The sequence below is a fragment of the Streptacidiphilus rugosus AM-16 genome (genome assembly GCF_000744655.1).
GTDB classification, from domain to species: domain Bacteria; phylum Actinomycetota; class Actinomycetes; order Streptomycetales; family Streptomycetaceae; genus Streptacidiphilus; species Streptacidiphilus rugosus.
In genome coordinates this window covers 322,034-334,099 of the sequence record NZ_JQMJ01000003.1, presented here as the reverse complement: position 1 = coordinate 334,099, position 12,066 = coordinate 322,034, and the positions used below count along the sequence as shown (strand labels likewise).

At 71.3% G+C, this 12,066-nt stretch carries 10 protein-coding genes; 4 read left to right on the top strand and 6 right to left on the bottom strand.

Features of this window, described 5'->3' with window-relative positions:
- Positions 1-28: 28 nt before the first annotated feature.
- On the bottom strand, positions 29-859 hold the full coding sequence (locus tag BS83_RS04960) for a maleylpyruvate isomerase family mycothiol-dependent enzyme (RefSeq protein ID WP_037602628.1): 831 nt from the start codon (positions 857-859) through the stop codon (positions 29-31).
- A gap of 118 nt (positions 860-977) precedes the next feature.
- On the opposite strand from BS83_RS04960, the gene BS83_RS04955 reads away from it, so the two are divergent.
- Positions 978-1,754: a carbon-nitrogen family hydrolase gene (locus tag BS83_RS04955; protein WP_037601377.1), complete on the top strand. Its 777-nt coding sequence runs from the start codon at positions 978-980 to the stop codon at positions 1,752-1,754.
- 16 nt (positions 1,755-1,770) lie between these two features.
- Here BS83_RS04955 and BS83_RS04950 read toward each other — a convergent pair whose 3' ends face one another.
- Positions 1,771-2,706 (bottom strand): LysR family transcriptional regulator, encoded by a 936-nt coding sequence (locus BS83_RS04950; RefSeq protein ID WP_037601375.1) that lies wholly within the window; start codon positions 2,704-2,706, stop codon positions 1,771-1,773.
- Positions 2,707-2,776: 70 nt separating this feature from the next.
- Between BS83_RS04950 and BS83_RS04945 the strand changes: the two genes are divergently transcribed.
- Positions 2,777-3,868 carry an SLAC1 family transporter gene (locus BS83_RS04945; protein WP_051942644.1) on the top strand — a complete coding sequence of 364 codons (1,092 nt, stop codon included), beginning with the start codon at positions 2,777-2,779 and terminating at the stop codon, positions 3,866-3,868.
- A gap of 81 nt (positions 3,869-3,949) precedes the next feature.
- On the opposite strand, the gene BS83_RS04940 is transcribed toward BS83_RS04945, so the two are convergent.
- From BS83_RS04940 to dnaK, 4 genes are all read right to left on the bottom strand, one after another.
- The gene (locus tag BS83_RS04940; protein WP_051942643.1) at positions 3,950-4,423 is read right to left on the bottom strand and encodes a heat shock protein transcriptional repressor HspR; all 474 of its coding nucleotides are present in this window, start codon (positions 4,421-4,423) and stop codon (positions 3,950-3,952) included.
- Position 4,424: 1 nt separating this feature from the next.
- A complete protein-coding gene (gene dnaJ / locus BS83_RS04935; protein ID WP_037601372.1) occupies positions 4,425-5,603 on the bottom strand; it encodes a molecular chaperone DnaJ in 1,179 nt (392 codons plus the stop codon).
- A gap of 88 nt (positions 5,604-5,691) precedes the next feature.
- Complete coding sequence (gene grpE, locus BS83_RS04930) at positions 5,692-6,363, bottom strand: nucleotide exchange factor GrpE (protein ID WP_037601369.1); 672 nt, start codon at positions 6,361-6,363, stop codon at positions 5,692-5,694.
- Complete coding sequence (gene dnaK, locus BS83_RS04925; protein WP_037601367.1) at positions 6,360-8,216, bottom strand: molecular chaperone DnaK; 1,857 nt, start codon at positions 8,214-8,216, stop codon at positions 6,360-6,362. The genes grpE and dnaK overlap by 4 nt, the downstream gene beginning before the upstream one ends.
- A 250-nt stretch (positions 8,217-8,466) precedes the next feature.
- On the opposite strand from dnaK, the gene BS83_RS04920 reads away from it, so the two are divergent.
- Together BS83_RS04920 and BS83_RS04915 are read left to right on the top strand one after the other, a co-directional pair.
- The gene (locus BS83_RS04920; protein ID WP_037601364.1) at positions 8,467-10,665 is read left to right on the top strand and encodes a (Fe-S)-binding protein; all 2,199 of its coding nucleotides are present in this window, start codon (positions 8,467-8,469) and stop codon (positions 10,663-10,665) included.
- A gap of 95 nt (positions 10,666-10,760) precedes the next feature.
- Positions 10,761-12,008 (top strand): LamG domain-containing protein, encoded by a 1,248-nt coding sequence (locus BS83_RS04915; RefSeq protein ID WP_157596917.1) that lies wholly within the window; start codon positions 10,761-10,763, stop codon positions 12,006-12,008.
- Positions 12,009-12,066 lie beyond the last annotated feature (58 nt).

Here is a 12,066-nt window from a genome sequence, read left to right as displayed (position 1 = left end):
CTTGGCCAAGAGCTGCCGCGCCGTCCTGCTACGGCGTGACCGCGAAGTTGTCCAGGATGCGGCGCGCCAGCGCCTCGTCGCCCTCGGTCTTCACGTCCGCCGCGGACGCCGTGACGCGGCCGCAGGCGAGGCGGGCGTAGGTCTCCCAGTCCGTGGTGACGCGGACCACCGGGGCCAGCGGGACCTGGGCGTCGACGCTGCCGCGGCCGGCCTCGTCCACGTGGACCGTGCGCATGAACTCCTGTGCGCCGTGGACGTCGAAGACCACCGCCGAGCCCGCCGGCGCGCCCGCGAGCTTCGCGACGGCCTTGGGGAGGAGCTCGATCAGGTAGTCGCGGGTGATCGCCGCGGCCGGGGTGTCCAGGCCGCCGGGGGCGTGCAGCGCCCGGCGGACGTCCTGCTCGTGGGTCCAGACGTCGAAGACGCGGGTGCGCAGCAGCTGGTGGTAGGGGACGTCACGGCTGTACGGGCCCATCGGCCAGCGGATGTCGTCCATCGGCTCGTAGCGCGTGTTGGTGCGCAGCGCCCGGCCGCGGCGGATGATGGTGTACTCCAGCTCCGCCGTCATCTCGGGCGCGGTGTGGCAGCGCCGCTTGTCGACCGGCACCTCGCAGTAGCGGCTGAACTCGTCCACCACGTGGCGCAGGTCGCGCGGGAGCGTGTGGATCGGGCGCGGGTCGCCGAGCAGCTCCAGCTCCATGGCGATGACGTGCGAGACGACGTCCCTGACTGACCAGCCGGGGCACTCGGTCGGACGGTTCCACGCGCCCTCGCTCAGCGGGGCGACCAGCTCGGATATGGCCTCGATGGACTGGGTCCAGGCATCGGCGTATGCCTGGACGGTCTGCTTGTCGGTCACGTTCACGACCCCTCGGCGGAGCAGCCAATTGCGCTATGGGCACGTTACGCTGCCTGGTGTTCCCAGGTCGGCGCTTTCCCGTGTTGATCGTAGGGCCCTTGACGAAGCGGGTGGTACCGTGCGCGCCTCTCTTGTCCAGATCGATGTGAACGAGCGGGAGTCCGCCGCCGAACGCCGGGTGCGGATCGCGGAGCTCGTGCGCTCGCTGCGCGGCTCGGATCTGGTGGTCCTGCCCGAGTTGTGGCCGCTCGGCGGCTTCGCCTACGAGGGCTGGCAGGCGGGGGCGGAGACCCTGGACGGACCGACCGCTGACGCCATGTCGGCTGCCGCCCGTGACGCGGGCGTCTGGCTGCACGCCGGTTCGATCGTCGAGCGGGACCCGGAGGGGCCGCTCTACAACACCTCGCTGCTCTTCGCCCCCGACGGCGAACTGCACGCCCTCTACCGGAAGATCCACCGCTTCGGTTTCGACAGCGGCGAGGCCGCGTTGATGGCCGCGGGCGAGGAACTGGCCGTCGTGGACACGCCGTTCGGGCGGATGGGCCTGGCCACCTGCTACGACCTGCGGTTCCCCGAGCTGTTCCGGGCGATGCTGGACCGCGGCGCCGAGCTCTTCGTCGTTCCCGCGGCGTGGCCGGCCCGGCGGACGGCGCACTGGTCGCTGCTGGCCCGGGCGCGGGCCGTGGAGGAGCAGGCGCTGGTCTTCGCCTGCAACAACGCGGGGACGCACGGCGGTGTGGAGCAGGCCGGTCTTAGCGTGGTCGTCGATCCGTGGGGCGAGGTGCTGGGGGAGGCGGGGACCGGGGAGCAGGTGCTCACGGTGGAGTTCGACCCGGCGGTCGTGGCCAGGACCCGCGAGGAGTTCCCGGTGCTGCGGGACCGTCAGAAGTGGTGAGGGGCGGCGCTGGCGGTCAGCCCTGACGGTTCGGCCGCACGCTCCTGATCAGGGAGAGGAGCTCCCGTGCCGGACCCTTGGGCTTGCTGCCCTTGGGCCAGATCGCCCGCAGCGGCCGCTGGAGGGGGAGTTCCTCGACCGGCACGGCCACCAGCCGGCCCGAGGCGAGCTCGTCGGCGACGGCGAGCTCGCTGACCGCGGCCGGTCCCGCGCCGCTGGTGGCCGCGGACTTCAGCGCCGTGGTCGAGGCGAGGGTGAGCAGCGGGGCGGCCAGGCCGCCCGACGCGGCCAGCGCGGCGTCCAGCACCTCGCGGGTGCCGCTCCCCTGTTCGCGCAGGATCAGCGGGGTGGCGGCGACCTCGTCCGCGGTCAGCGGTGCGCGCCTGCGAGCCCAGCGGTGCGTCGGGGAGACGACCAGCACCAGGCGGTCGTGGGCGATGACGACGCCGTCGACGCCGGCGGGCAGCCGGACCCCTTCGACGAAGCCCAGGTCGGCCTCGTCCGCGAGCACCTGCGCGGCGACCTCCGCGGAGTTCGCCGCCCGCAGTGTCACCGCGGTGCCGGGGAGGGCGGCGTGCAGCGCGAGCAGCCAGCCCGGCATCAGGTACTCGGCCACCGTCAGGCTCGCCGAGACCCGGAGCCTGGCGTCGCGCTGCTCGCGCAGGGCGGCGATGCCCGCGTCCAGGCCGCGTGCCGCGGCGACCACCTGCCCGGCCCACTCCGCGACCAGCGCCCCCGCCTCGGTGGGACGCGAGCCGCGCGGGGAGCGGTCCAGCAGGGTGACGCCGATCTGCCGTTCCATGGACGCGATCCTGGCGGAGGCCGCGGGCTGGGTGATGCCGAGAGCGGCGGCCGCCCGGCCCAGGCTGCCCAGCCTGACCACTTCGAGCAGCAGCTCGAGCGCGCCCAGGTCCGGGACGCGCGGGGAGAGGGGAGCCGGGCTCGTACTCATAGACGCAGCTTATGCCCTCATCGCCACGGACTCCCTACCGACCGCTCCGACCTGCGGCGATGGTGGAGATATGGCAACCACCACGCCCAGCGCGCCGCTCACCCGGCGGCTCACCGGCCACCGCTTCGTCGAGGCCGCGGGCCGGTTCGGACCGAACTGGTACGCCGCGGTGATGGGCACGGCGATCATGGCCAACGGCGCCCACGCGCTGCCCGGCGCGGTCGGCCGGGCGCTCGGCGCCTGGGCCGCGCTCTTCTGGGTGCTGGGCTTCGCCGGCCTGCTGACGCTGACCCTCGTCCGGCTGGCCGGACGGCTGCACCACGAGCGGGTCCGGCCGCTGGACGACGCCTCCGTGGCGGTCTTCCTCGGCTGCCCGCCGATGGCGCTGCTCGCCGTCGGCTTCGGCGCGCTGGGCGCGGGCGAGCCGCTGCTCGGCCACCAGCTCGCCCTGGCACTGGACGTGGTGCTGTGGACGGTCGGCACCGGCTACGCGCTCTGGGCGGCCGGAGCGGTGATGTACCGGCTGGCGACCCGCTACGGGACCGCCCGCGCCGACGCCGCGCCGACCTGGCTGCTGCCCGTGGTCGCGCCGATGGTCTCGGCCGCGCTCGGCCCGGCGTTGATCCCGCACCTGCCCGCCGGTCAGGCGCAGCTGACCCTGCTCTACGCCTGCCTGGCCATGTTCGGCATGAGCCTGATCGCGGTCCTGGTGCTGCTGCCCACCCTCTTCGGCCGCCTGGCCCACGAGGGTCCGCTGCCCCCGGCCCTGGTGCCGACTCTCTTCCTGGTGCTGGGCCCGCTCGGGCAGTCGGTGACCGCGGTGACCCAGTTCGCCGCCCACGGTCCGGTCGCGTTCCAGTCCTTCGCACTGCTCTACGGCGTCCCCGTGATCGGCTTCGCCCTGCTCTGGCTGGCCCTGGCCGGCACGGCGACGCTGCGCGGACTGCGGGGCGGCATGCCGTTCGCGATGACCTGGTGGGCCTGGACCTTCCCCGTCGGCACCTGCGTGACCGGCGCGGCCGGCCTCTACGCCCGCACCGGCCTGGTCGCCTTCGCGGTTCTCGCGGTCGTCCTCTACGCGCTGCTGGCCACCGCCTGGCTCGCCGTGACGGCCGGCACCCTGCGGCACCTGCCGCGGTTCACCGCGGTCCGCACGGCCTGAGCAAGCCCGAGGGGCCGTACCCCTGCGGGTACGGCCCCTCGGTGGGAGCTTCCGGCCGGGCGTGCGACGGACGGCAGCGCCTCAGCGGCCGCCGTCCGGGCGGCCCTTGGGGCGCCAGACGACCAGCGCCGAGCTCTGCTGGTACGGCACCAGATCGCGTCGGTAGGAGGCGTGCACCGCCGCGGCCGCGGCCTCCGCCGCGCCCTGGAGCTCGGCGACGCGCGCCTGGAGCGCGGCCACCTGGTTCTCCAGCTCGATGATGCGCTTGATCCCGGCGAGGTTGATGCCCTCCTCCTGGGAGAGCCGCTGGACCTCGCGCAGCTGCTCGATGTCCCGAGCCGAGTAACGCCGGCCCCGGCCCGCGGTGCGGTCGGGGGAGACGAGCCCCAGCCGGTCGTACTGACGCAGCGTCTGCGGGTGCAGCCCGCTCAGCTCCGCCGCGACCGAGATGACGTAGACGGGGCTGTACTCCGTCAGCTGGTAGGTCACCCGCACACCGCGTGGCGCGCCGCCGCCGGCCGCGCCCGCAGCGTTTCCGTCGTTCACGCCGGGCATCTCACGCCTCCTCCGCTGCCTTGAACAGAGCCGCCCGCGGGTCGTCCGCGGCGGTCGCCTCGCGGTACTTCTCCAGGGCCGCCTTGGCCTCGCCCTCCGTCTCCGGGGGGACCGCCACCTCGACCGTCACCAGCAGGTCGCCGCGGGTGCCGTCCTTGCGGACCGCGCCCTTGCCGCGGGCCCGCATGGTCAGGCCGTTGGAGGTGCCCGCCGGGATCTTCATGGAGACCGGCGGACCGCCCAGAGTGGGCACCCTGATCGTGCCGCCGAGCGCCGCCTCGGGGAAGGAGACCGGCACCGTCACCGTCAGGTTGTCGCCGCGCCGGCCGAAGACCGGGTGCGGCTGGACGTGCACGGTGACGTACAGGTCGCCCGGCTGGCCGCCGCGCTCGCCCTGTGCGCCCTTGCCCTTGAGCCGGATGCGCTGGTCCTCGCCGACGCCGGCCGGGATCCGCACCTGCATCGTCCGCGCCGAGGTGGCGCGGCCGCTGCCGTGGCAGACCTCGCAGGGGTCGTCGACCAGCAGGCCGCGGCCCTTGCAGTCGCGGCAGGGCTCGCTGAGCGCGAAGCTGCCCTGGCCCCGGCTGACGTGCCCGGTGCCGACGCAGGTCGGGCAGACCCGCGGGGTCGTGCCGGCCTTGGCGCCGGTGCCCGAACAGGTCTTGCAGGCGGCCTGGCTGGTCATCCGGATCGGGACCGTCGCGCCCTCGACCGCCTCGACGAAGCTGAGGGTGACCTCGGACTCGACGTCCGCGCCACGTCGCGGCTGCGTCGTCGTGCCCCGCCCGCCGCGGCCGAAGAGGCCGCCGAAGACGTCGCCGATCCCGCCGCCGCCACCGCCGCCGAAGGTGCCGCCCTGGCCGCCCCCGCTGCCGCCGAAGAGGTCGCCGAGATCGAAGTTGAAGCCGCCCGCGCCGCCCTGGCCGGTGCGGAAACCGCCGTTGGCGAAGAGCGCGCGCGCCTCGTCGTAGTCCTTGCGGCGCTTCGGGTCCGAGAGGACGTCGTTCGCCTCGGAGATCTCCTTGAAGCGCTCCTCGGCGGCCTTGTCACCCTTGTTGGCGTCGGGGTGGAACTCCCTGGCCAGCTTGCGGTAGGCCTTCTTGATCTCAGCGGTGGAGGCGTCCTTGGGCACGCCCAGGATCTTGTAGTAGTCCTTCTCCACGTAGTCCTTGCCGCTCAAAAGCTCTCCTCCTCACCGCGTTGTCAGACAGTGGCCGGGGCCGGCCGCCGTACTGGCCTCAGCCAGTCGGCGGCCGACCCCTGGCCGGCTACTCGTCCGCGTCACTCTCGCCCTTGGGGGAAGCCGCGGACTTCTCCGACTTCTTCTCGTCCGAGGCGTCCTCGTCCGAGCTGTCCTCGGCCGCGGAGCCGCCCGGCTCCGGCTCGGCCACCGCGACCCGCGCCGGACGGATGATCCGGTCGCCGATCTTGTAGCCGGGCTGCAGGATCTGCACGCAGGTCGTCTCGTCCACGTCCGCCGAGTAGCTGTGCATCAGCGCCTCGTGCAGCTGCGGGTCGAAGGGCTCGCCCTGCTTGCCGAACTGCTGCAGGCCGAGCTTGGCGACGACCGTCTCCAGCGACTCGCCGACCGACTTGAAGCCGCCCGTCAGCTCGTCGTGGTCGCGGGCGCGGCCGATGTCGTCCAGCACCGGGAGCAGGTTCTCCAGGATCGCGGCGACCGCGATCTCCCGTACCGTCACCCGGTCGCGCTCGACGCGCTTGCGGTAGTTCTGGTACTCGGCCTGGAGCCGCTGGAGGTCCGCCGTGCGCTCGGTGAGCTGCTTGCGCAGCTCGGCGGCGGACTCGGCGCCCGCACCGGCCTCCTCCGCGGCGGCCTTGGCGTCGGCGGGCTTGGAGCCCGCCGAGCCGCGGCCCTTCGCGGCCTTGCCGGAAGCGGCGCCGGGCTCCTCAGCGTTGCCCTGCGTCTCCTCCGTCGTCACTTGGCACCGCCCTCGCGCTTCTCGTCGTCGACGATCTCGGCGTCGACCACGTCGTCGTCGGCGTGGGCGTCCGCACCCGGCGCGTCGGAAGGAGCACCGGCCGCGGCCGCGGCGTCGCCGCCGGCGTTGGCGTAGAGGGCCTGGCCCAGCTTCTGGGAGACGGTGGAGAGCTTCTCGGACGCCTCGCGGATGGCCGCGGTGTCCTCGCCCTTCAGCTTGTCCTTGAGCTCGACGACGGCGGCGTTGACCTCGTCCTTGACCTCGCCGGGGACCTTGTCCTCGTTGTCCTTGACGAACTTCTCGGTCGTGTAGACGAGCTGCTCGGCGGTGTTGCGGGTCTCCGCGGCCTCGCGACGACGGTGGTCGTCGTCGGCGAACTGCTCGGCCTCGCGCATCATCCGCTCGATGTCCTCCTTGGGGAGGGCCGAGCCGCCGGTGACGGCCATGCGCTGCTCCTTGCCCGTCCCCAGGTCCTTGGCGGAGACGTGCATGATGCCGTTGGCGTCGATGTCGAAGGTGACCTCGATCTGCGGCAGGCCGCGCGGGGCCGGCGGCAGGCCGGTCAGCTCGAACATGCCGAGCTTCTTGTTGTACGCCGCGATCTCGCGCTCGCCCTGGTAGACCTGGATCTGCACGGACGGCTGGTTGTCCTCGGCCGTGGTGAAGATCTCGGAGCGCTTGGTCGGGATCGTGGTGTTGCGCTCGATCAGCTTGGTCATGATGCCGCCCTTGGTCTCGATGCCGAGGGACAGCGGGGTGACGTCGAGCAGCAGGACGTCCTTGACCTCGCCCTTGAGGACACCGGCCTGGAGGGACGCGCCGATGGCGACGACCTCGTCCGGGTTCACGCCCTTGTTGGGCTCCTTGCCGCCGGTCAGCTCGCGGACGAGCTCGGCGACGGCCGGCATGCGGGTGGAGCCGCCGACCATGACCACGTGGTCGATCTCGGACAGCTGGATGCCGGCGTCCTTGATGACGTTGTGGAAGGGGTTCTTGCAGCGGTCCAGGAGGTCCGCGGTGAGCTGCTGGAACTGGGCCCGGGTGAGCTTCTCGTCCAGGTGCAGCGGGCCCTCGGCCGAGGCCGTGATGTAGGGGAGGTTGATCGTGGTCTCCGTGGAGGAGGAGAGCTCGATCTTGGCCTTCTCGGCCGCCTCGCGCAGACGCTGCAGCGCCATCTTGTCCTTGGACAGGTCGACGCCGTGGCCGTTCTGGAACTGCTTGACCAGGTGGTCGACGACGCGCTGGTCCCAGTCGTCACCACCGAGGTGGTTGTCACCGTTGGTGGCCTTCACCTCGACGACGCCGTCGCCGATCTCCAGCAGCGAGACGTCGAAGGTGCCGCCACCGAGGTCGAAGACCAGAATGGTCTGGTCGTCCTTGTCGAGGCCGTAGGCCAGCGCGGCGGCGGTCGGCTCGTTGACGATGCGCAGGACGTTGAGGCCCGCGATCTCACCGGCCTCCTTCGTCGCCTGACGCTCGGAGTCGTTGAAGTACGCCGGGACGGTGATCACCGCGTCGGCGACCTTCTCGCCCAGGTAGGCCTCGGCGTCCCGCTTGAGCTTCTGCAGGATGAACGCGGAGATCTGCTGGGGGTTGAAGTCCTTGCCGTCGAGGTTGATCTTCCAGTCCGTGCCCATGTGGCGCTTCACGGAGCGGATGGTCCGGTCGACGTTGGTGACCGCCTGGCGCTTGGCGACCTCGCCGACCAGCACCTCGCCGTTCTTCGCGAAGGCGACGACGGACGGTGTGGTCCGGGCGCCCTCTGCGTTGGTGATGACGGTGGGCTCACCGCCTTCGAGGACGCTGACGACAGAGTTCGTCGTACCGAGGTCGATTCCGACCGCACGAGCCATCGTTGAACCCTCCAAAGAGAGGAAGTTGAGCTGAACAGACTCAAGCGTGCCTCACAAATCTCCCCGCGTCAACAGAGGTGAGTGTGGGCCGCTCAACTTTATGTCGTCCTTAGCCCGCAAGGGGGCTGATGACGTAGGTCACCCGTGCTTCGGCTGTGGTTTGGGTCATGGACTCGATACTCTCGGCATGAACTGCGATAAGTTACTACTGAGTAATTGTCTGCTCCGTAGGTCATGAGGTGGAGCCCCCATGCAAATCGCCGCGATCATCGTGTCGCTCGTCCTCGCCGTGGTCGGCGTGGCGCTCTTCGTGCGCGCGATCCTGCAGATCTACGGCTTCGTCAGGCTCGGCCAGAAACTGCCGGCCGGCGCGCGCAACAACGCCCCGAAGGCCAGGACGGTCACCGTCCTGCGGGAGTTCCTCGGCCACACCCGGATGAACAAGTGGGGCGTCATCGGCGTCGCGCACTGGTTCGTCGCGGTGGGCTTCTTCAGCCTGGTGCTGACCCTGGTGAACGCCTTCGGCCAGCTCTTCGACGCCGACTTCGTGCTGCCGGTCATCGGTCACTGGACGATCTGGAACCTCTTCGTCGAGGCGGTCGGCACGCTGACCACCATCGGCATCCTGGTGCTGATCGTGGTGCGCCAGCTGAGCAAGCCGAACAAGGCCGGCCGCAAGTCCCGCTTCGCCGGCTCCAACTTCGGCCAGGCGTACTTCGTCGAGGCCGTCGTCCTGATCGTCGGCCTCTGCATCATGACGCTGCGCGGCCTCGAGGGCGCCCTCGCGGGGGTGGACCACTACCAGGCGTCCTACCTGGTGTCCTACCCGCTGGTGCAGGCCTTCTCCGGCGCCTCGGTCGCGACCCTGTCGAACATGATCTACCTGACCGCCGGGATCAAGATCGCGACGTCGTTCATCTGGATGATCACCGTCGCGCTCAACACCGACATGGGCGTCGCCTGGCACCGCTTCCTGGCCTTCCCCAACATCTGGTTCAAGCGCAACGCCACCGGCGAGGTCTCGCTCGGCGCGCTGCTGCCGATGTCGTCGAACGGCGAGGCGATCGACTTCGAGGACCCGGCCGACGACGCGGTCTTCGGCGTCTCCCAGATCGAGGAGTTCTCCTGGAAGGGCATCCTCGACTTCTCCACCTGCACCGAGTGCGGCCGTTGCCAGTCGCAGTGCCCCGCGTGGAACACCGGCAAGCCGCTCTCGCCCAAGCTGCTGATCATGTCGCTGCGCGACCACGCCTACAACAAGGCGCCCTACCTGCTCGCGGGTGAGGACAAGTCCGGCGTCCCCGCCGAGGCCGCGGCCGAGGCCGAGCGCCCGCTGATCGGCACCGCGGAGGAGAACGGGGTCATCGACCCGGACGTGCTGTGGTCCTGCACCACGTGCGGCGCCTGCGTCGAGCAGTGCCCGGTGGACATCGAGCACATCGACCACATCGTCGACATGCGCCGCTACCAGGTGATGATCGAGAGCAACTTCCCGACCGAGGCCGGGACGATGCTGAAGAACCTGGAGAACAAGGGCAACCCGTGGGGTCTGGCCACCAAGGCCCGCCTGGACTGGGTCAAGGAGCTGAAGAAGGAGACCGGCATCGAGGTCCCCGTCATCGGCGAGGACATCGACCCGGCCGAGGTCGAGTACCTGTACTGGGTCGGCTGCGCCGGCGCGCTGGAGGACCGGGCCAAGAAGACCACCAAGGCCTTCGCCGAGCTGCTGCACACCGCGGGCGTGAAGTTCGCGATCCTCGGCAAGGAGGAGACCTGCACCGGTGACTCCCCGCGCCGCCTGGGCAACGAGTTCCTCTTCCAGATGCTCGGCGCGCAGAACGTCGAGACGCTGAACGCGGCGCTGGAGGACGCCCCGGTCAAGCGGATCGTCGCCACCTGCCCGCACTGCTTCAACACCCTGGCGAACGAGTACCCGCAGCTGGGCGGCCACTTCGAGGTCATCCACCACACGCAGCTGCTGCAGCACCTGATCGACGAGGGCAAGCTGCTCCCGGTCAACCCGGTCGAGGGTCTGATCACCTACCACGACCCGTGCTACCTGGGCCGTCACAACAAGGTCTACACGCCGCCGCGCGAGATCATCGAGAAGGTCCCCGGGCTCCGCAACGAGGAGATGCACCGTCACAAGGAGCGCGGCTTCTGCTGCGGCGCCGGTGGCGCGCGGATGTGGATGGAGGAGCGGATCGGCAAGCGCATCAACACCGAGCGCGTGGACGAGGCGCTGTCGCTCAACCCCGACATCGTCTCCACCGCCTGCCCGTTCTGCCTGGTGATGCTCTCCGACTCGGTCAACGGCAAGAAGAACGAGGGCGCGGCCAAGGAAGCGCTGCGCGTCGTGGACGTGGCCCAGCTGCTGCTGGAGTCGGTCAAGGCCGACCCGGCCGCGCCGGAGGCCGAGGCCGAGGCGCCGGAGCCCGTCTCGTCCTGATCCCGCGCAGCCGCGACCACGACGGCCCCGCACCGGAGCGTTCCGGTGCGGGGCCGTCGTGGTGTCAGAAGTCGTCTCCTCATACCATCTGACGCATGACTGACGGCACACCGATACCCGACGACCGCGCAGGGCAGCCCGACCCGTGGCAGAACCAGGGAGCGGGCCGGACCCCCGGCCGTCCGGACCCACGTGTGCCGGCACAGAGCCCGCAGGACACGCCGCCCGGCCGGCCTGGCGTGCCCGCCCAGCCGACCGGTTACGGCTACCCCGGCCCGACCCCGCAGATCCCGCAGCAGGGCGGTCCCGGCCACCCGCTGCCGGGGCTTCCGGGGCAGCGGACCGAGGCCGAGGCGCAGGTGCCCACCCAGTCCTTCCAGCGTCCCCAGCAGCCCCCGGCGGGCTACCCGTCCTCGCCCTTCGGCGCGGCCGCCGCCCCGAGCGCGGCCCAGCCGGACTGGGCCGCGATGGCGGACACGCACGAGGCGCAGGCGCGCCGCAAGAAGCGGTTCACGGTGATCGGAGTCGTCCTGGCGGTCTGCCTGCTGGGCGCCGGGGTCACCGCCCTCGCCCTGAGCGGCTCAGGGGGGAAGCCGGTCGCCCACGGCACGGCCACCGCCACCGCCACGGCAAAGACCTCCCAGGCGCCGTCGGGCACGCCCTCCGCCGTCGCCCCCACCGTCCCCGGCCAGTCCAACCTGCTCGCGGACCGCTCCGGCCACGCGAACCTGGCGATGTCACCGGGCGCGAAGCTGGACCACGTGGTCGACGGGTACGTGCTGCGGCTGAGCAGCAACGCCGGCTCCTACGCCGAGGCGGCCGACCCCCTGGTCGACGTCTCCAAGAGCTTCAGCCTCTCCGCCTGGGTCTTCAACGAGGCCGACGGAGGCACGCGCACGGTCTTCAGCCAGGGGGACGGGGTGTCCTTCTCCTTCGACCTCGGCCGCGGCGTGAACGGCAAGACCCCGTTCTGGTTCTTCAAGGTCCAGACGGCCGCGGGCGGTGCCGACAGCACCACGTACCAGGTCGTCTCCAAGGGGGTCCCCACCGTCAACCAGTGGGTCCTGCTGACCGCGACCTACGACGTCTCGACGCACCGGATCACGCTCTACGCCAACGGCAGGGACCTCGGGGAGACCAAGGTGCCGGCGCTGTGGAGCGGGCCGGGGCCGTTCGAGGTCGGGCGGGACCGTCACCACGGGATCTGGTCCGACCCCTTCGCCGGGGTCATCAGCCACATGCAGGTGTGGAACGTCGCCCTGACCCCCGACGACGTCATCAAGCTGAAGAACCACCAGGTCGGCCTGACCGCAAGGCCCGACGCCTCGTGGCTGGTCGGCTGAGCCTGCGGGCGGCCCGGCGCCACGGCGACGGAGGCTCCGCCCGCACCCGGGGTGATCG

Bases quoted from the DNA above. Each gene is read 5' to 3' on its own strand.
- BS83_RS04950 (WP_037601375.1), bottom strand. From the start codon at position 2,706: ATGAGTACGAGCCCGGCTCCCCTCTCCCCGCGCGTCCCGGACCTGGGC.
- BS83_RS04940 (WP_051942643.1), bottom strand. From the start codon at position 4,423: ATGCCCGGCGTGAACGACGGAAACGCTGCGGGCGCGGCCGGCGGCGGC.
- BS83_RS04945 (WP_051942644.1), top strand. From the start codon at position 2,777: ATGGCAACCACCACGCCCAGCGCGCCGCTCACCCGGCGGCTCACCGGC.
- dnaK (WP_037601367.1), bottom strand. From the start codon at position 8,216: ATGGCTCGTGCGGTCGGAATCGACCTCGGTACGACGAACTCTGTCGTC.
- BS83_RS04920 (WP_037601364.1), top strand. From the start codon at position 8,467: ATGCAAATCGCCGCGATCATCGTGTCGCTCGTCCTCGCCGTGGTCGGC.
- BS83_RS04915 (WP_157596917.1), top strand. From the start codon at position 10,761: ATGACTGACGGCACACCGATACCCGACGACCGCGCAGGGCAGCCCGAC.